The 18,265-nt window shown below is 65.2% G+C and carries 20 protein-coding genes and 1 pseudogene; 15 read left to right on the forward strand and 6 right to left on the reverse strand.

The window, feature by feature from the left end; translation table 11 throughout:
- The first annotated feature begins 272 nt into the window (after positions 1-272).
- The 3 genes from PV766_RS21375 to PV766_RS21385 all read left to right on the forward strand — a co-directional run bounded on the left by PV766_RS21375 (position 273) and on the right by PV766_RS21385 (position 1,923).
- On the forward strand, positions 273-650 hold the full coding sequence (locus PV766_RS21375; RefSeq protein ID WP_421097830.1) for a hypothetical protein: 378 nt from the start codon (positions 273-275) through the stop codon (positions 648-650).
- 65 nt (positions 651-715) lie between these two features.
- The gene (locus PV766_RS21380; RefSeq protein ID WP_421097831.1) at positions 716-1,342 is read left to right on the forward strand and encodes a hypothetical protein; all 627 of its coding nucleotides are present in this window, start codon (positions 716-718) and stop codon (positions 1,340-1,342) included.
- On the forward strand, positions 1,339-1,923 hold the full coding sequence (locus PV766_RS21385; protein ID WP_421097832.1) for a hypothetical protein: 585 nt from the start codon (positions 1,339-1,341) through the stop codon (positions 1,921-1,923). Before PV766_RS21380 ends, PV766_RS21385 begins: the two co-directional genes overlap by 4 nt.
- A 224-nt stretch (positions 1,924-2,147) precedes the next feature.
- Here PV766_RS21385 and PV766_RS21390 read toward each other — a convergent pair whose 3' ends face one another.
- Positions 2,148-3,185 (reverse strand): hypothetical protein, encoded by a 1,038-nt coding sequence (locus PV766_RS21390; protein WP_421097833.1) that lies wholly within the window; start codon positions 3,183-3,185, stop codon positions 2,148-2,150.
- A gap of 69 nt (positions 3,186-3,254) precedes the next feature.
- Here PV766_RS21390 and PV766_RS21395 point away from each other — a divergent pair, with 69 nt between their 5' ends.
- From PV766_RS21395 to PV766_RS21410, 4 genes and pseudogenes are all read left to right on the forward strand, one after another.
- Positions 3,255-3,614 carry a hypothetical protein gene (locus PV766_RS21395; RefSeq protein WP_421097834.1) on the forward strand — a complete coding sequence of 120 codons (360 nt, stop codon included), beginning with the start codon at positions 3,255-3,257 and terminating at the stop codon, positions 3,612-3,614.
- A 93-nt stretch (positions 3,615-3,707) separates the two neighbouring features.
- Positions 3,708-4,817, forward strand: a complete 1,110-nt coding sequence (locus tag PV766_RS21400) for a transposase (RefSeq protein ID WP_421097835.1) — start codon at positions 3,708-3,710, stop codon at positions 4,815-4,817.
- A gap of 323 nt (positions 4,818-5,140) precedes the next feature.
- Positions 5,141-5,314, forward strand: coding sequence for a hypothetical protein (locus PV766_RS21405; protein ID WP_421097836.1), 174 nt, complete (start codon positions 5,141-5,143; stop codon positions 5,312-5,314).
- Between the two features lie 98 nt (positions 5,315-5,412).
- Positions 5,413-6,918, forward strand: a pseudogene (locus PV766_RS21410) (thioesterase domain-containing protein); the annotation flags it as partial.
- 289 nt (positions 6,919-7,207) lie between these two features.
- On the opposite strand, the gene PV766_RS21415 reads toward PV766_RS21410, so the two are convergent.
- On the reverse strand, positions 7,208-7,444 hold the full coding sequence (locus PV766_RS21415) for a hypothetical protein (RefSeq protein ID WP_421097837.1): 237 nt from the start codon (positions 7,442-7,444) through the stop codon (positions 7,208-7,210).
- An 888-nt stretch (positions 7,445-8,332) separates the two neighbouring features.
- Here PV766_RS21415 and PV766_RS21420 point away from each other — a divergent pair.
- On the forward strand, positions 8,333-9,334 hold the full coding sequence (locus PV766_RS21420; RefSeq protein ID WP_421097838.1) for a hypothetical protein: 1,002 nt from the start codon (positions 8,333-8,335) through the stop codon (positions 9,332-9,334).
- A 37-nt stretch (positions 9,335-9,371) separates the two neighbouring features.
- Here PV766_RS21420 and PV766_RS21425 read toward each other — a convergent pair whose 3' ends face one another.
- On the reverse strand, positions 9,372-10,073 hold the full coding sequence (locus tag PV766_RS21425) for a hypothetical protein (RefSeq protein ID WP_421097839.1): 702 nt from the start codon (positions 10,071-10,073) through the stop codon (positions 9,372-9,374).
- Here PV766_RS21425 and PV766_RS21430 point away from each other — a divergent pair.
- Positions 10,063-10,347 carry a hypothetical protein gene (locus PV766_RS21430; RefSeq protein ID WP_421097840.1) on the forward strand — a complete coding sequence of 95 codons (285 nt, stop codon included), beginning with the start codon at positions 10,063-10,065 and terminating at the stop codon, positions 10,345-10,347. The two genes, PV766_RS21425 and PV766_RS21430, sit on opposite strands and share 11 nt — an antisense overlap.
- A gap of 139 nt (positions 10,348-10,486) precedes the next feature.
- A complete protein-coding gene (locus PV766_RS21435) occupies positions 10,487-10,636 on the forward strand; it encodes a hypothetical protein (protein ID WP_421097841.1) in 150 nt (49 codons plus the stop codon).
- Positions 10,637-11,286: 650 nt separating this feature from the next.
- Here PV766_RS21435 and PV766_RS21440 read toward each other — a convergent pair.
- The 3 genes from PV766_RS21440 to PV766_RS21450 form a co-directional block, all read right to left on the reverse strand.
- Positions 11,287-12,675 (reverse strand): MFS transporter, encoded by a 1,389-nt coding sequence (locus PV766_RS21440; RefSeq protein ID WP_421097842.1) that lies wholly within the window; start codon positions 12,673-12,675, stop codon positions 11,287-11,289.
- 30 nt (positions 12,676-12,705) lie between these two features.
- Positions 12,706-13,053: a carboxymuconolactone decarboxylase family protein gene (locus PV766_RS21445; RefSeq protein ID WP_064063729.1), complete on the reverse strand. Its 348-nt coding sequence runs from the start codon at positions 13,051-13,053 to the stop codon at positions 12,706-12,708.
- Between the two features lie 180 nt (positions 13,054-13,233).
- Positions 13,234-14,244 carry an AraC family transcriptional regulator gene (locus PV766_RS21450; RefSeq protein ID WP_421097843.1) on the reverse strand — a complete coding sequence of 337 codons (1,011 nt, stop codon included), beginning with the start codon at positions 14,242-14,244 and terminating at the stop codon, positions 13,234-13,236.
- A 173-nt stretch (positions 14,245-14,417) separates the two neighbouring features.
- Here PV766_RS21450 and PV766_RS21455 point away from each other — a divergent pair, with 173 nt between their 5' ends.
- The 5 genes from PV766_RS21455 to PV766_RS21475 all read left to right on the forward strand — a co-directional run.
- The gene (locus tag PV766_RS21455; protein WP_129977993.1) at positions 14,418-15,395 is read left to right on the forward strand and encodes a quinone oxidoreductase family protein; all 978 of its coding nucleotides are present in this window, start codon (positions 14,418-14,420) and stop codon (positions 15,393-15,395) included.
- Positions 15,396-15,442: 47 nt separating this feature from the next.
- A complete protein-coding gene (locus PV766_RS21460) occupies positions 15,443-16,342 on the forward strand; it encodes a TauD/TfdA dioxygenase family protein (protein WP_129977992.1) in 900 nt (299 codons plus the stop codon).
- A 53-nt stretch (positions 16,343-16,395) separates the two neighbouring features.
- A complete protein-coding gene (locus PV766_RS21465) occupies positions 16,396-17,448 on the forward strand; it encodes a 3-keto-5-aminohexanoate cleavage protein (RefSeq protein ID WP_421097844.1) in 1,053 nt (350 codons plus the stop codon).
- Positions 17,449-17,583: 135 nt separating this feature from the next.
- Positions 17,584-18,168: an RBBP9/YdeN family alpha/beta hydrolase gene (locus tag PV766_RS21470; protein ID WP_064063794.1), complete on the forward strand. Its 585-nt coding sequence runs from the start codon at positions 17,584-17,586 to the stop codon at positions 18,166-18,168.
- A partial coding sequence (locus PV766_RS21475) for a CoA-transferase (protein WP_421097846.1) occupies positions 18,165-18,265 on the forward strand: 101 nt, incomplete at its 3' end. The genes PV766_RS21470 and PV766_RS21475, both read left to right, overlap by 4 nt.

Genomic DNA, 18,265 nt, shown 5'->3' on the forward strand with positions numbered 1-18,265 from the left:
CGGCGATGCGGTCGACCGAGCCGTGCATTCTGTACGAGTACTGCCGACACCCCCCGGGATCTGTCAATGTGCAGCAGCGTGTCCCGCCAGTCTTCGCTGAATCTCCACAGTAGGTTCCAGGATTCGTGTCAGTTTCCACGTTTCATGTCACTCGGGTGGGCACTGTAAAGGTGCCCCGGACCAGCGAGATTGAAGACAGGGTACGCCCAAGATCGCGGTCGAGCTCAACAGAAGCGTCCTGATCGAAGCCGACAGCCGGAAGAATCCGCACCATGAGCGTTCCCGATGCTGCCGAACTCGACCGACTCTTCGCGTTGTGGAAGGGCGCCCTGTGGAAAGCACAAGGCATCACTGCCAGCGAGGCCGAGAACAACCGGAAGCTCTACCGGTACAGGATCACGAGCATCGACCGGCTCGACGCGAACTCGCTGGAAGTCCACCTCGAGTTCGCGCCGAACGCGGTCTACGGCATCGAGCACCTTCCCGGATCCAAGGCCAGCATCGTGATACCACTGGTGACACGCGGTGAGGTCAACGCACCACCGGGGATGGCTCACTTGCTGACCGAGTTCATCGCTTCCGGTGAGATCCGACCCGATAACTTCATCGGGACCGATACGGACGGCACTCCCCGCGTCCTGTGGAATTGACACCAGGACATGCCCGGTGAGCGTCGCCGGAACGACCGGCTTCTGCGAGCGTCGACGAGGTGGCGATGACACACGAGATCACCATGCAGAGTCTGCGTGTGCTTGTCCCGGCAGACCTGATTCTCGACGGAATGGTGGAGTTCCCGCAGGTCGGTGACCATGTGGAGTACGCCTTGACCTTCGTCGAGCTGGAGCCGGGGATTCTTCCCGAGATGCGCAACGACCTCACCGCCCGAGTGGAGGTGCGCGGTGACGGACGACTGTCCCGGGAATGGGTCGATCCGGCCGGACGGACGCATCCGGGAACCTATTCGCTGCTGCTGCACGGCCGGGGCTGGGGTGCAGCTCTGCACTCGAGCACGCTGTATCGCGGCACCGTGCAGGTGACCGGCTCGTTGTCGGCCGACTTCCCCGCGCTGGTGCCGGAACAGGCCCGCGTGCGCGCCGCGGTGACCGGTCGCCGGCTGGTCAGTTATACGAGCTGGCCGGATGCGAACGGCCACTACAGCGGGGGCGGGATCCATACCTTCGGGCCTGTCCGGGAGGGGCAGAACGGCTTCGCGACGGGCACGGTGCCCGAGTCGCCGATCCCGGAGGGTTCCAGTGGTTGGGTCAATCTGATTCCACCACCGGAGGGGCCATGGACCCGGGAAGTCGGTGTTCTCGTCGAACTTCGAATAATCGCCGGGTGAGCTTCGAACTGTGCAACGATGCATCGGCCGCCGATTGGCTCGTCGAGCAGAGACTTCCGTGGTACCGATTGGCAGGTCGCGGCCCGGTCGGATATCCGAGCTATGCGCGGGTGAGGTTCATCCCCGATCCGAGCTTTCCCGGACAGAAGACGAGTGACGTCGATTTCGATCAGAACGCATTGTCGGAGAAGGATCAGATCGCCGTGGCACTGGAGGTTCTGTCTCGATACACAACCACACCAGACGAGTGCTACTTCTGCCTGTGGGAAGGGTGGGGCACCACCACCATCAACTCGGCGCCCAACTTTGCGATTCCCAATCGCGTCTACTGGTTGTTCCGCGGGACGCTGGCGGACTACGCACACTGGAATAGTGACGACCTTGCGCGGTGGCCGTATGGCGACTGTCCTGATCCTGCCTTCATCTGGCCGGCGGACCGTGCCTGGTGCATCACCAACGATGTCGATCCGCACTTCGCCACGATCGGCGCCGGCGCGAACGCAATCGACCGCATTGTGGCCGACCAGCGAATCGACGCTGTACTCGACGATCCTGCACGTGAGCCGCCGTATTGGGAGTAGCCAAACCCCGGGCCGGTTCGCGTCCCTCGAGGGAATCTGACCAGGCCCAGTTCGGGAGGGTCGACCGAGTCCGTGTTCTCCGTTCGGGGCGGACTCGAAAAGCATTGAGCGGTCGAGGAATTTCGGGGCGGAGCGAAGTGCCCAGCAGCACGCACGGCAACGAGCAGGCTGATCGAAGCCAATCGGCCATCATGGCGCCGGATTCGCAGGGGCCAGCGTGGTGTTCATGTTGCTGATCTCGGCATCCAGGGTGTGTCGCCTGTGCGGTGCCATTCGACGGGTCGGCCGTCGACTTTAACCAGGCGCGGGTCGAGCCAGAAGGTGGCGTCGGGATCCCATCCGGCCAGGACACTGGCCCCGGTGTGGGCGGATAGCGGGAGCGCCAGCCCGGGGGTGGTGAGATACCCGAGGACGGTCAGGTGCACCGCGTCGTGGTCGGCGCTTACCGCTGCCCAGTCCGGCAGGTACCACTGCAGATGTTTGCCGGTGGTCTCGTACCAGTCGGAGCGACGCGACGCCGCCACTGCGAGGGGATACGCGTCGACGAGTCGAGTCCAGGCGTCGGGGCCGGTGATCTCGTAGACCCGCGCCGCGTCGTCGACATGCACCGGCCACACCCGGGCGTGCCGACCGTCGGAGATGTCGTCTTCGGCGAGCAGCAACTCCACCGCACCCAGATTCTCCCGTGCGCGGCTGGTGACCCGGACTCTGCTCGGGACCGGGGTCGACCACCACTCGCCGCTGATCGGGCGCTCGGGTTCGGCGTTCAGAAAGCGCCGGAACCGAGCCTCGTCGGCGAGGACATGCCGTCGCCAGGCGATCAGGTCGGCGTCGTGGTCCTGGTTGTTCCAGAACGTCTCGGACCATTCCTCGGTGGAGGTGTAGCGTTTCTGCACTGCTCGTTGGCATGTCGGAGCCATCGGCGTGCTCCACCACCGGGCGTGCTCGCAGGCCAGCACCGCCTCGACGATCGGGCTCAAGACCGCGACGATAGCCGGATCAGCGAACCAGAGGTCCTCCTCGTCCGGGGGTTGCCAGTACCGAGCGAAATCTGTTGCCCGGCCCAACGCATCGAGCACGTCGAGCTCGGACAACTGCGCGACGGTTTCAGCATCGACGGCGGCCAGGACGTCGAAGGCATCTGCCTGGGTGAGGGGTTCGAGATAGTTGCCTGCTCGCTCATCGGTACTGCACGCATAGCCGAGGTGGGCGGCGAACCGCCGGCCCCGGGGTGCGGCCAGCACGTGCCGGGCGGTATCCATGCCGACGAACCTACCGCCACGTCCACCAGGACAGACCCGCCTCGAGACAGTGAAACGCTAGGGTGCGATATGCCGGAAATCGCGCGCCGGCGGCGCGCCCAGCCGCCCCCGCCGCACATCGTCTACCAGGCCCTGATCGACCCCGACCGTGATCCGAGGCGTCCGTGGTTGATTCTGCACGAGGACGAACAACGCCCCGAGGTCGTCGAGACGGTCGAGCCGGATCTGGTGGTATGGACCTCGATCTGGCCGTGGCGCCGCGACGCACGGATCCGGTTCGAGCTCTCCGGATCACAGCGCAGCGACACCACCTTGTGCTGGATACTCACGGTCGACGACCCGATACCGGACAACGAGACGATCCTGCGGATGCGCAAACGGGTGAACGTGCTCATCAACGCACGTCTGCGCTCTACGTTCGGTCAGTAGCTGCCGCTCCTACCCGAGATGGAACCGATCAGGGCGGCTGCTCACCCGTTTGGCGTCGGAGAGGGTGCAGTCCTCGTGCGCTACCGTGCCTTGATGAACCAATCCGGCGTGGCCGTCGCGGATCATCACCAGTTCGTCCTGGGATCTGTGACCGCGGAAACCTACGAACCGTCGGAGACCGGCAGCGTCATCGAGATCGGGCAGAACTTCGTCACGGTCCTGACCGGCATCGCCTACGGTCCGGTGTCGTTGACCGTCGAGGTCTGCGACAACGAGCCGGATTTCCACGCTGACCGATGCGGGTGGGAGGTCGTCGAGGAAGCCACGGTGAAGGTGACCAAGGCATTCGCCGTGATCACCCTGAGTGGGGAGAAGCTACCCGACTTCGGCCGGCTGCCTATCGGCCGCGGGTCGTATCGGTTCCGGGTGTCCGGTCGCGGTCGGGACACGCACTGGGCTCTCGAGGTCGACGAGCCCACCGAGGAGTACCTGGTGCAGGTATGGCGGGTGAATCGGCCCCACGGGATGGTTCGGCTTCACAAAACGGACAGTGCCTGGGAGCAGGAGATCGTCGAACATCCGACCCGCCAGTGGTGGGACCCCGATCCGGCCGCCGACGCAACCATCTACTTGAGGGTCGGCTACGAGAAGATGGCCGAGGCGGCGAAGCAGGAGGCCATCCGGTGGGGTGGGAGACCGCCGTCCGAGAAACTGAGCCGGTGCCCCCACGCGATCGACCTCGCCGGTGTCGATCGCGCGCTTGCGGACGCGATTGCGAGGGCTCGCGAGCCGAAACTTCGGCGCATTACCGTCTGGGCTGTCCGACGAGCCTTCACCATCGCCGGCATCGCCGACAGGGATTGGATCGCGCCGGCACTCGACGCGCTCGACGACGGCAACCGGACGTTGCCGCCCCCGTTCGGCCGCGACGAACCTGAGCAGCTGTGGCAGGCGTTCCAGGACGACCCCACCATCGACACCACAATCCCGGAGAACGGTCCGGCTCCGGCGCCGGTCATCGCGATGTACGCGGTGCGAGATGCCTCCGAATCATTTGCATTCGATCCGCTGCGGGGCACATTCCAGAGTCTTCAAACTGCCGCACGCACCGACGGCGGGAACTACACCGCGCTGATCCGCGACCTCCGAAAGGAGTTCTTCCCGAAGCTGATGCCCGCCGACCGGTACGAGAGATGGATCTGATCATTTGCCCGCCGCTGCGCCCCGAGGACCATGCCGTTCTCACCGCTCAGAACCGTGCCACCTATCGCCGAAGATCACACGGATGGCTGAATCGCGGGATGTTCCGTAAACGATCGTTTTCGGAACCTCGGCGCGAAGGTGCAGCCGGGATCGTGTCTGTGACTTTCAGCGTTAGGTGGCACGGTTCTGAGGGATGAAAGTGGCAGGGATGTCCGGGACCTGTGTCAGTTTCAGAAGTCGACTGCGCGGCGTCCTGGGCGTACAGGGTGGTGTGACGAGGTCTTCTGATCGTCTTCTGTCAGCAGTGATCTGCACTATCTTCGATGCCTGCGCTGGGAGCGCCGATGGTGCTGGTGACTGCGGAGGGGAAGGCGATCACCGATTCTGGCGAATTTGCGTCCTGGTTTGCGCACTGCGGTCGTCGTGTAATGATCGTCGAGTTTGAATCCACGGGGGACATCAGTCGGATTCTGTTGCTTGTTGCGCACATGGGTTGATGCTGCACCGCGCTGAGAAGCAGTGCGTCACGGGAGGGAACGACAGCATGACGGACAGACACCTCACCACAGAGGACCATGAGACTCCGGGGCGACTCGGGACATGCGTTCCGCTACCGGATGGCCGCTATGCGTGGGGCCTGCCAGCTTCGGTCGTCTCCAGTTTCGAAGATCTCGCCATTGCAGCTGGGGAGCAGGTGCTTCCACAGGTCACGCTCGTTACGTCCGCTACCTACGCCGAGGTGCCGTCCGATGGGAGTCTGACGGTGACGATGCTGCGGCACGTGGGCGGCGCGGCGATCCAGGTGCATTCTCGTTCCGAGGACACCGACTCGGAAGTCGTCAATGCAGCGGGATTCGCACTGCTGTACGAGGCGGTCGTGTCATCCGGCGAGACAGTTCCGGAACCGATTGCGCCACTGTCGAAACGGCGGCAAGCTGAACCCGGGTCCGAGCAAGTCGCCCAACCGGCCACAGACTCCGCTCAAGTAGTCGACGAAGCGCCTACCGAATCCAGTACTGTCGCCGTACCTCCACGCGACGCCGCCGAACGGCTTGCCTTCGCAACGTGGGCAGTGATCACCGGCAAGTCCGCCAAGAGCATCTTCGCGACGCTGCCGATCCTGGACGACCAGACCGCCGCGAAGATGGCGGCACGGCTGACCGAGCGGGCCGGCGGTGAGATCACCGTCGACGATGTCCTGGACGCCGAGACGATCGAGCAGTTGGCGGAGACGGTGCGCCAGCATCTTGAGGACGGTCTGAAGATCGACGGTCTGGTCCGGACGCTGCGCCCGCGGGCCGAGGGTTCGGATGCGGTGCCAGTGTTCGTGTTCCATCCGGCCGGTGGATCGACGGTGGCGTACGAGCCGCTGCTCAAGCGGCTGCCGGCGCACACACCGATGTACGGTCTCGAGCGGGTCGAGGGGCCACTCACGGAACGCGCCAAGGAGTACATACCCCTGCTGCGGGAGATCCAGGGCGACGGCCCGTACGTGCTGTACGGCTGGTCCTTCGGTGGGGCGCTGGCGTACGCGGTAGCGAAGCAACTCCGGCGCGAGGGTGCCGACGTCCGGATCGTGGGGCTGATCGACACCGTGATGGCCGGAGAGAAAGTTGAGGACACACCGGATGAGATCCGGGCCCGCTGGCAGCGCTACGCGAAGTTCGCGAAGAAGACGTACGGCGTCGACGCACCGCTGCCGTTCGACCAGCTCGCGACGGCCGGTAGCGACGAGGAACAGATCAAGATCCTCATGAACCTACTCGAGCTGAGCGGCGCCAAAATTCCAGCCGGCATCATCGAGCACCAGCGCACGTCATGGCTCGACAATGGAGCTGTCCGGAACACCGACCTCGAAACCTACGACCGCGACGTCGTGCTCTACATGGCCGACACCTACCTCGACGACCAGATTGCACTCGAGCCCGCGTTCGGGGTTCGTCAGCCCGACGGCGGCTGGGGTGACGCAGTCGAGAAGCTCGAAATCGTTCACGTGCACTGCGACCACATCCAGATCGTCGACGAACCTTATATCCGGAAGGTGGGAGCCGACCTGACGAGCAAGTTGACCGCCATCGAAGAAACCCTGACGAGACGATGAGTCGCCGGTAGCCCAAGACTGAAGCTGTCAGCTGGGACAGCGGTATTCGCCACTCCACGAAATCTCACCGTTTCTGCCACCGATCGGCGATTCCTCTGCGATGCCGGAGCTCGCGAGTCGAGGACGAGGCCCTTCATCGATGGGCAGCTGATCATGAACACCCGCTGCTGAAATCTGTGCAGTCAACTTCTGAAACTGACAACCTGGTCCGGGAAGGAAGCCCGAAGAATCACGCGTGGAGTTGACCAGCGCGATCGAATCGACCGGACGAGGTGGGCACGGCCTTGGTTCAGATCGCCTGCCGCAACGCCAGGAAGGTACCCAAGGTGGACGGCGCGCCGAGAGTGTTGCTGTATCCGGGCACGGCGCGGGAGTGATCGTCGAGAACCACCGTCAACCACGGCCGCACCGGGGTGCCGGCCGGCTCGAGGACCAGCACATCGAGCAGGGTGTGGTCGATCTGCCACATCCGGTTCGGGGCGTCGGCGGTGCGCCGGTAGACCGGCTCGTAGCGGTCCCGCCACACCGCCGTGCCCTCGTGGGCAATAGTCAGCAGTTCGGGGTCAAGGCCTCGGACAATGGCGTAGACGGTGCTGTAGGACGGGGTGGGGCACCCTGCTGTTCAGCCACGGTGCGTACTCGACGGTGGAGCCCGGCGATGCTCGGCGCCGGGCGGGTCAGGGCCAGCCCTTCGATCAGCTGCACCATCTCGGCACGGGTGGTGCGGCCGCCATCATCGATCCTCTAGGCGCCCACCCGATCGATCATTCATCGGGACGCGTCACCTGAATCGACGCTATGCCCCGCCCCCAATTCGGCGACAGCACCCGCCAAGCCCTACCGGAACCTTAAGCCGCCTTCTCGGATGTGTGGGCGTCTGACCAGTATGAAGTCGGCACCGTCAGCAATACCGGCATTGCTTGCATTACTTGTGCACATTGCTTCGGCGAGTACCCTCATGCAGCTACGGCTACAGGTCTTCGAGCACGGCGAGCAAGGCAACTTTCAGGCGGCGCACGTGGGGTAACTACCCGCGCGTGCGACCGCCTCCGTCAGCGGCGCGAATTCGGTTCTCCAACCGGTGCCTCGGAGCGACAACCCGCGGACGGTACGACACCGACGAGCTCTACCAGCGCGAATACCTGTACGAAGTAACCGGGCTACCGTCCACCGGTGATCTGCCGTTAATCGCCGAATGGCCCAAGATCGGACTCGGACCCGTGACCACGCACCTGGTGCTTCCGAGCCCAGCGGATCTTGCCGAGGCGATCATCGCTCTGCCGTAGAAGAACTCGACGAGCGCTGGCCGATGACCAGAACGTATGTGTCAGGCATGTTTCTGGTCGCAGTCGGTGGCCTCTGCCAGCGCGTGTCTGTGTCCCGAGGTGGCGCGAGTGTCGCTTAGTGTCGAACGATGACGACGTGGATCGAAGTTCTGCGGGCACTGACCACGGGTCCCGATCTGCCTGTGCGGGGAACGATCCGCGCGGTGCACGCGGATGGGCACACCGAGCAATTCGTCTCCGTCGGGCGCAAGCTTCGGGTGATGGTCGGTGACGCCCACCGTGTTTGGCGTCACGGTGCACGCCTGCGCGTCGAACGGAAGGACGGAACCCCGGTCTTTGTTACCGACGGGGTGACTGCGTGGGACTTCACCCGCGATCCGCAGCGGCCGCGGATAGGTCCGGTCGGTCAGGTGCAGTATCTGGGCACCAGTCAGTTTCTGCTGCGGCGGCGCAGCGCGGCCGAATGGGCCGGTGACGATTTCGCCCAGCCGACGGGTCCGGTCGAGGAGGTCGAGTTCGCGGGCCGGCGCTGCTGGACGGTGGAGTTGGCGCCGCCGCTGCGCAAGCCGTACCCGATGCGGATCTGGGTGGATATCGAGACCGGGCAGATGCTGGGCGAACAGATCGAGCAGGCGGGGTTGGGCGCGCACTTCGTCGACCTCGTCGTCGGCGAACCGGTCGACGACACCCTGTTCGGGTGGGACGGGCCGGTACTCACTGCCGAGCAGGAACAGCAGATGTACCGCGAACGCCAGTTCGCCCTCGAACGCGACCAGCGACACTGGTTCACCACCGCCATCACCGAGGTGCCGCTGCGCACGCGGGTGCCGATGGATTTCACCCCCGACCAGGTACCGTCACATGATCCGCAAACGGGGGCGTTCGACGCGATGAACGACCTGACGATTCTCTCGCGTCGGCCCCGCAGCGCCGAGGGATGGGAACCGTCGTGGGGCACACGCTTCTACATCTGGTCGACCCCCGACTGGGACTGGGCAGCCGGGGTGATCCACGGCGACCTCGACGACGACACCATCGCCGATCTTCACCGCATGCTTCACCCCAACAAACCCGTCGACCGGCAACGCCGCATCGACAAGGGCCCACGATCCCAGCGACATCGTAGATAACCCCACGACGCGCTCCGCTCGCTCGGATGACCTCGAGCTATTCGGTGCGTAGCCGTGCAGCAACGTCGAGTTCGACGAGTGTGCCGGCCGGATCGAGCAGATACACGTCCCGAGCGGTGGCCACCCACACCCTTCCCTGCTCGTCGACCGTCACCGCCGGCTCCGGATCGTCGATCGCCGCCGCCGCCGCGACGACCCGATACGTGGCGGGATCGAGCAGCACCAGCAGCAACCGTCCGTGCTCGCGGGCCGGCACCTCGTCCGGGCTGTCGAACGGCCACCCGCCGGTCTTCCCGGTGCCGTCGGGACGGTGGGTGGTCATCCACAGATACCCACCGGCTCCACCGAATGTCAGCGGCCGACCCGGGAGAGCGGCCACAGGCATGCTCGTCAGATCCGCACCGATCGACACCGCCACACCGCGGCGATCGTAGATGGCCATCCGGTCACCGGTGGAGCCGACACGAACAGGAAACGACAACGGCATCTGCGGTCCGTCGGTGACCGTGCCGTCGAGATCGATGCGCACCATACGATAGATCCGCGGGAATGGCGCCGCCCCGTCCTCGGGCACGGCCGGCACCACCGCCACGAACCCTTCCGAGGTAGCCGCCACCCATCGTGCGGTCGGCAACTCCACCCTCAGCGGTTCGGTGCCGGGACGCAGCAGAAACACGCCCTCGCCCGCGGTGAGCAGCACCGAGCCACGCCGCGGCCGCTGCCATACGGTGGCCCACATCGATTCGGTACACCTCGAGGGCGCCGGCCGCATCGGGGGTGCAGCGCAGTACCGTCTGTTCGGCGACGACCCAGCAGCCCGCCGCGTCGGCAACTACCCGCCCCCGTGGCGGCGAAAAGGCCGTGGTGGCGATGGAAAGGGGCAGAAGATGCTCGGTCGTAACCGCAGCGCCGGCCGGGTCGTCGAGCTGCAGCAGGACCGGCAGTTGCCGGTCGAGCACCCACAACACCCGGCCGCCGCTGCTGATGACACCGGGACGCACCCGCGGGCGTAGCGGGGCGGGTTCGGCGGCACCGAGATCCAGCTCGATCATCACCCCCAGCTGACGCTCGACAGGATGGTCGGCGTGCGCGGGGTCCGGTGGGTCGGGGCGCTCGAACCGCCGCGGCGAGGCCTCGATGTCGGTGTACCGGATGTCCTCGTCCGCTACCGCTGCCCAGCTGCGGGTGTGGGGATCGAAGGTGGTCTCGCCGGTCATCAACTGCACCCGCCGCACCAACCCGCGGGCGGTGCCGCTGCCGAGCTCGGTATGGGCGAAGAACATCCCGGTGACCTCGACATGATCGATCAGCGGCCGCAGGGTTCGGCACACTGCGCTCCATCCGTCGCCGTGCAGCATGATCGTCCACCACCACTACCCGTCGCGGTCGACGATTGGGGGCGCGTCCGCCTGGATCGGTTGCGCCCCGCCTCGCACCGTGCAGGTCCGCGCATCGGCCGGATCCGGTGTGTACTGGTGAAACTGCAACGCCACCGACACTGTGTTCCCCACCTTCGGGGGCACGATCGATCCGTCCTCGATCACCCACCCACGAACGCATCGGGCCGTGACCACCGAGGTGATCACGCCACCGAGAACAGCGCCCGCAGGCACGCCCATCAGAAACCCGGCTGCGTGGGAGAATCCGACGCCGCGCCCATAGAGCGGACCATACTGACTGTCGACGACAACCCCTCGCTGCGACACCGACGACCCAGCGGACCAGGGCGGTCGGCGAGAAGGTTCGCTCCCCTGCCTCCATCACCATTGCGGCGGCACCCCGGAAACAGGACGCCATCTTGCAGATAACGCATGAATGCCCGAGAAGAATGTGCCCCCGAGCGACAACCGGCGGGATGGCCAGGCACGCAGTTCTCGGCGTATTGCGATGGCTACCCGGCTGTTCGGTTGCCGGTCGAGGGTCTTCACGAGAACGGTAGGACCCGGGGATCGTTACGGCTGTCGGCTACAGCGGTCGGTCGCGGCGTCGCTGTGAGCCGAGAGCTTCCTCAAACCGGCAGGGTAGAGCCGTCGGCCGAAGAGTAGAGCGATGATCGCCAAGACGTACACCAGTGGTGTGATTTGCAGCGCCCCGAGCAGACCCAGGCGATCGGCGAGAATGCCGACGATGAAGGGCCCGGTCGCCAGTCCGAGGAGGTTGTTGGCGACGGTGAGGCTGCCGAGTGCCGAAGCCCGTACCGATGGGTGAGTCAAGCTGGCCACCATCGCTGCGGTCGGACCGGAGGAGCCGGCGGAGAAGAAGGCCCCGAGCGCGATGAGGATCAGTTGCGCCGTTCCCGGTTCCAGTTGGAATGCGGTCCCGAGGGAGGTCAAGGAGATGGCGCAGAACACGATGGCGCTGGACCATTTCCGGGACGGATTGTCGCGGCCGACCCGGTCGGTGATCATCCCGCACACCACCATGCCCGTGCCGACCAGCAGCACGAAGACCGATGCGATCACGCCGGCCTTGTCCGGGGCCATGCCGTATTCGCGGTTGAAGAAGCTGGGAGTCCACGCCAGCAACACGGCGGCGGTGAACATCTGGAGGCCGCCCCCGAGATAGGCGCACCACACGGCGGGACTGGTGAACAGGGTCGAGACGGGTACACGGATCCGCGGTGCATCCGGCCGGGCAGGCATCGCGGGGCCCTGGTCTGCGGCGTGCGCCGCCAAGCGCCGCTCGGTGACCACGGCCCGGAACAGCGCGACGAGAATCAGACCGAGCACTGCCATGGCTGCGAACGACCACCGCCAGCTCAGGTGCACCGCGATGACGCCACCGAGTGAGACACCGATGACCGAGCCGAACGAGCCGCCGGCCATGAATGCGCCGCTGAGGGCGGAGTGCACCCGGGGCGCGAAGACGCTCAGGACCACGGCGATTCCGACGCTGCCGTAGGCGGCTTCGCCCACTCCGACCAGAAAGCGTGCAGCCAGCAGCTGTTCGTAGTTGGCTGCGATGGCGCAGAACAGGGTCGCGATGCTCCAGAGCACTGCCATCAGGATCAGGCTGCGTACCCGACCCCAGCGGTCGGCGAGGAGCGAGAGTGGGAAGGTCAGCAGACCGACCATGAGGGCGACGATGCTGGTGAGCGAGGCGAGTTGAGAGTCCGACAGGGCCCAGTCCGCTTTCAGGAACGGGAAGACGGCGCTGAGTACCTGGCGGGACATGTAGTCCGACAGCAGCAGCGCGAACGTCAGCGCGAAGACCAGCCAGGGATAGACGGAACGACGGCGTACCCGACCGTATACATCGGTGTGGTGAGTGTCGACGTCGCCCTGTGGTGAGTCGGGAACGGTGTCGACGGAAATGTCGATCGAGGGGAGTCGATTGGCCATGGATGCTCCTCGGGTGAGGCAGATGAGTGGTCAGGAGGCGGCGCGGCGTGCCTGGTGGGCGTCGAGTTCTTCGGCGAGGATGGGGACGCCGAGATTGCAGGCGTGGATGCCGAGAACACTGACCATCTGCAGGACGGCGAGGATCTCGTCACGGGAGACACCGAGGTCGAGGGCGGCCCGGATGTGGCGACGTACGCCGGGCGCATACAAATGGGTTGCGGCGGCGTCGATGGCGATGCTGAGCAGTTCGACGAACTGCGGGGTGAAGACTTTGCGTTGGATGGGGATGGCGTTCATCGCCATGAACTGCTCGGTCCACTCCGGATCCCATTCGGACAGTTTGTCCCACAACGGGTTCCATTTTCCGTCTTGGTGCATGGCATCCAGTGTCGGAGTGGGGATGGGTTCGGGTCTTGTCACGCGGCACTCGTTTCACGCAGAGGGACGTGGGTGTGTCGCACACGTCTTCCGTGGCGGATGGTGGTGCATATCACTTTATCCGCCGTGAGGCCGAATGAATTATCCCGTGGGGACGTCAATCCATACATTTCGGGACAGTTACTCTTCCGAGCGTGCGCGCCATTCCCGGGGGGTCATGCCGAAGCGGCGGGTGAACCATCGTGAGAACCCACTCGGTGCCGAGAACGCCAGCATCTGAGATATCTCGGCGAAAGTATGTCGTCGACCCGCGACCAACCGTTGGGCCAGCTCGGCGCGGGTGGCGTCGACGACGCCGGTGAAGGTTTGCCCCGAGCGGGCCAGGTGGCGGTGAATGGTGCGCCGATCGACGCCGATGCTCGAGGCCACCTGATCGATCGAGCAACGCCCGGTCGGGAGCAGAAGTTCGACGAGTTCTTTCACGCGTCGATCGAGTGTCGGAGTCTCGGGTGCAGCATGTTCGTCGAGGAACTGCAGCGCGTAGTTGCGGAGCAGAGGGTCGGACAAGCGGTTGGGCTGATCCAGATCACTTGTGTACAGGACAATCCCCGAGCAGTCACCGCCGAACGTCAGTGGCGCATCGAAGATGCGACGGTGGGAGCTGTCGTCCTCGGGTCGGCCGTGTTCGAAAGACACCGACACCGGCCGCCAACGATCACCGAGCAGATGCTGCAGCAATTGGTGGATCACGGCGACGGCGAGCTCGGTGGATTGGCGGACGGGCATAGGTTCCCCCGGTTCGACGCGCAGGGCGATCCTCGACAATCCGTCGCGTTCGGTGACGTCGATGAACAGGGCTTCGTTGTAGGTGTGCTGGTAGCGGATCAGCATGTGCACCGCACTGCGGGCGTTCGGTTCCTCGCGGATTGCCACACTCAAGGGGCCGAGACTGGACAGGCGCCGCCGTTCGGCGAGCCTGAGTCCGACGTCCTGCCGGTTGGTGGCCGTGGCGGAGAGCTCCAGCAATCGGGCGATGGAGGCAGCGGGCACCCATCGATCCTGTAATTCGAGCCCGCTCGGGTCGAGATCCACGCTGCGCATCAGGGAAACCGGATCGATCGACAGGGACCGCCCCAGGTCGACGAAGCCGGTGAGGGAGGCGTATCGCGCCAGTGGTTTCGGCGAGACCATGGCTGGTTCTCCTTCTTCGAATTCAGCTTTGCCCGGATAACGCCTGGTCCCCAAATGATAATAAATATGTCCCGCAGGGATAAGCATTTCCTCGAGTATACGCCTACTGTCGTGTTATCGACATCCCATCGTGCGAGGGAAGTAGAGCTCCCCCACATTCGAGGAGAATACAAATGGCGCATGCGATCCGCTTCTACGAGACGGGCGGCCCCGAGGTCTTGAAATGGGAGACCGTGGAGGTCGGCGAGCCCGGCCCCGGCGAGGTGCGGATCCGGCACGAAGCCGTCGGCCTGAACTTCGCGGACACCTACTTCCGGACCGGGATGTATCCAGCTCCGCTCCCGGCAGGAATGGGCGTCGAGGCGGCAGGCGTGATCGAGGCGATCGGCCCGGATGTCACCGACTTCCGCGAGGGCGACCGTGTCACCTACACCGGCAGCCCCCTCGGCGCATACAGCACCGAACGGATCATGCCGGCCGACCACCTGATCGCTCTCCCCGACGGCATCGAGTTCGATACCGCAGCCGCGATGACCATGCGCGGACTCACCACCTCGTACCTGCTGCGCCGGATCGCCCCCACGCTGAAGGCAGGTGACACCGTCCTGCTCCACGCCGCAGCCGGCGGCGTCGGTCTGATCTTCTGTCAGTGGGCGAAGATCCTGGGCATCAACGTCATCGGCACCACGTCCAGCGACGCGAAAGCGGAAGTGGCACGGGCCCACGGCTGCAGCGAAGTCATCGTCTACACCCGGGAGGATGTCGCCACCCGCGTCCGCGAACTGACCGACGGTGTCGGCGTGCCGGTGGTGTTCGACAGCATCGGCGCCACCACCTACGAGACGTCGCTGAACTCCCTGGCCCGCCGGGGCCTGCTGGTCTGCTTCGGCACCGCGTCGGGTCCGATCCCCCCGATCGACGCCATGCAGCTCGCGGTCAAGGGTTCATTGTTCGTCACCCGGCCTGCATTGGCGGACTACATCGCCGATCCGGCCGAGCGGGCCGACCTGGCGAACGAACTGTTCGGCCATGTCGCGACCGGACGCATCAAGATCGGCATCAACCAGAGGTACACGCTCGCCGAGGCCGAACAAGCACACCGCGACCTCGAAGCCGGCATCAGCGTCGGCTCGTCGGTGTTCGCACTCTGACCTTCCCCGGACGCCCATTCATTCCCGTCATGCCCAGGAGGACCGTCATGACCACCACCGCCGACCGCACTCGGGACGAGACACAGTCGCACATCACCATGAATGCACAACCGCTGACCGCCAGCATCGGTGCGGAACTGCACGGCGTGGACCTCGCCGACGTGGCCCACGACGACGAACGGTTCGCCGAACTGAAAGCGCTGCTGCTCGAACACAAGGTGCTGTTCTTCCGGGATCAAGAGATGAGCCGGGCCGACCATGTCGCCCTCGCCGAGCGGTTCGGCCCGCTCGAGGACCATCCGGTCCTCGGCAGCGATCCGGACCATCCCGGCCTGGTCCGCATCTACAAGGGGCTCGACAGCCCACCCGAGGCGTTCGAGAATTCCTACCACTGCGACGCCACCTGGCGGCAGAACCCGCCCATGGGCTCGGTCCTTCGCTGCGTCGAAGGCCCGGCCGTCGGCGGCGACACGATCTGGGTGAACATGACCCTCGCCTACGAGCGGCTCCCCGAACACGTGAAGGAACAGATCTCCGAGCTGCGCGCACGCCACAGCATCGAAGCGTCCTTCGGTGCGCGCCTGCCGATCGACAAGCGCCTCGAGTTGAAGGACCGATTCCCGGACGCGGAGCATCCCGTCGTCCGCACCCATCCCGACACGGGTGAAAAGGTCCTGTTCGTCAACAGTTTCACCACACATTTCACGAACTTCCACAATGCGGACAACGTCCGCTGCGGGATCGACTACGCCCCCGGAGCAGGTGAGCTGCTCCGTTACCTCCAGAGCCAGGCAACGATCCCCGAATACCAGGTCCGTTGGCGGTGGACCCCGAACAGCGTGGCGATCTGGGACAACCGCTCCACTCAGCACTACGCGGTCCAGGACTACTGGCCGGCCGTCCGAAAGATGGAGCGCGCCGGCATCATCGGCGACCGGCCGTTCTGACCACCGAAATCTCTTTCCCTCAGTACTTCACGAACCGATCACAGGAGACTGTCATGCATTTCCACGACGATGCCTTGTTCCCCGAATGCCAGGAGAAGCTGGTCATCACCGCGGCCCCGTACGGACCGGAATGGGAACCGGACGATTTCCCGGAGGACCTGCCGCTGACGATGGACGAGCATGTCCAGCAGGCGGTGGACTGTTACGAGGCCGGTGCCACGGTGCTGCACATCCACGTTCGCGAGCTCGACGGCAAGGGCAGCAAGCGACTGTCGAAGTTCAACGAACTGCTCTCCCGTCTGCGCGAAGCAGTCCCGGACATGATTCTGCAGGTCGGCGGTTCAATCTCGTTCGCACCGGAAGGTGAAGGCGCCGAAGCGAAGTGGCTTTCGGACGATGTTCGGCACATGCTCGCCGAACTGGATCCGAAGCCGGATCAGGTGACCATCGCCATCAACACCAGCCAGATGAACATCATGGAACTGATGACCGCGGACGACATCGCCGGCACTTCGATGGAACGCCCGGAGCTCGCGACGACCTACCGGGAGATGACGGTGCCCGCCGGGCCGGAATGGGTCGAGGAGCATTTGCATCGACTGCAGGCCGCCGGCATCCAGCCACACTTCCAGCTCTCGTCCATCCCGCAGCTCGAGACCGTCGAACGGCTGATCCGGCGCGGCATCTACACCGGCCCGCTGAACCTGACCTGGGTCGGTATCGGCGGCGGCTTCGACGGCCCGAACCCGTACAACATCATGAACTTCATCCAGCGTGTGCCCGACGGGGCATGCCTGACCCTGGAAACCCTCATGCGTTCGGTGCTGCCGGTCAATGCCATGGCCATTGCGATGGGGCTGCACACCCGGTGCGGCAACGAGGACACGATCTGGGGCCGCAAGGGTGAGAAGATGACCTCGGTGCAGCAGATCCGGCAGCTGGTCCGCATCGCGGGCGAACTCGGTCGTGAGGTCGCCACCGGCAAGGAGGCCCGCGAGATCTACCGGATCGGCGAAACCTACCGCGACGCCGACGAAACCCTCGCCAAGCTCGGCTACGCCCCCAATCGCCGTCCCGGCCAGGTCGGCTTCACCCAGCACGCCTGACACTGCCTCGATCGGTCCCCGTCGCCGGCGACGGGGACCGATCGAACCCCGTCTCCCACCCTCCCGGGCGAGCTGACCGCCCGGGTGGTCGGAGTGAACGGTAATCCGTTGCGAAAGAAATGATTTCGGAGAATGATGAACGACGACATCGAACCGACCGTGGTCATCGTGCCCGGCTTGCGCGATCACGTCGCCGAGCACTGGCAGACCCTGCTCGCCGATCGGCTCGACCGGGTGCGCACCGTACCTCCATTGGAGCGTGACCGCCTGAGCCTGGCCGCACGGGTCGCCGCCCTCGACGCGGTCGTGGCCGATATCGGCGGACCGGTGGTGCTGGTGGCGCACAGCGCCGGCGTTCTCATCAGCGTGCACTGGGCTCTGCAGACCACCCGGCCGGTCCGAGGCGCACTGCTCGCGACCCCGGCCGATCTGGAAAACCCCCTGCCCGAGGGGTATCCCGGCCTGGATGATCTGGATCAGGGTGGCTGGCTTCCGATACCGCGTCGCCGCCTTCCGTTCCCCAGCATTGTCGCAGCCAGTAGCAACGATCCGCTCGCAGAGAAGCGTCGGGTCGCAGGGATGGCGGAAGTATGGGGCAGTCGATTCGTCGACCTCGGCGAGGTCGGACACCTCAATCCGGCGTCCGGTTACGGTGATTGGCCCGAGGTCGACGTTCTCCTGCAGGAACTGCTTCGGCGACCGTCAGGGGTCACGACATGACCGGCCTCTACGCCACTGCCGCGGAGGCCGTCGCCGATATCCGTGACGGTGCGACTCTCGCGGTGGGCGGATTCGGATTGTGCGGCATCCCCGACGT

Source organism: Rhodococcus sp. As11 (assembly GCF_048957735.1).
GTDB lineage: Bacteria > Actinomycetota > Actinomycetes > Mycobacteriales > Mycobacteriaceae > Rhodococcus > Rhodococcus gordoniae.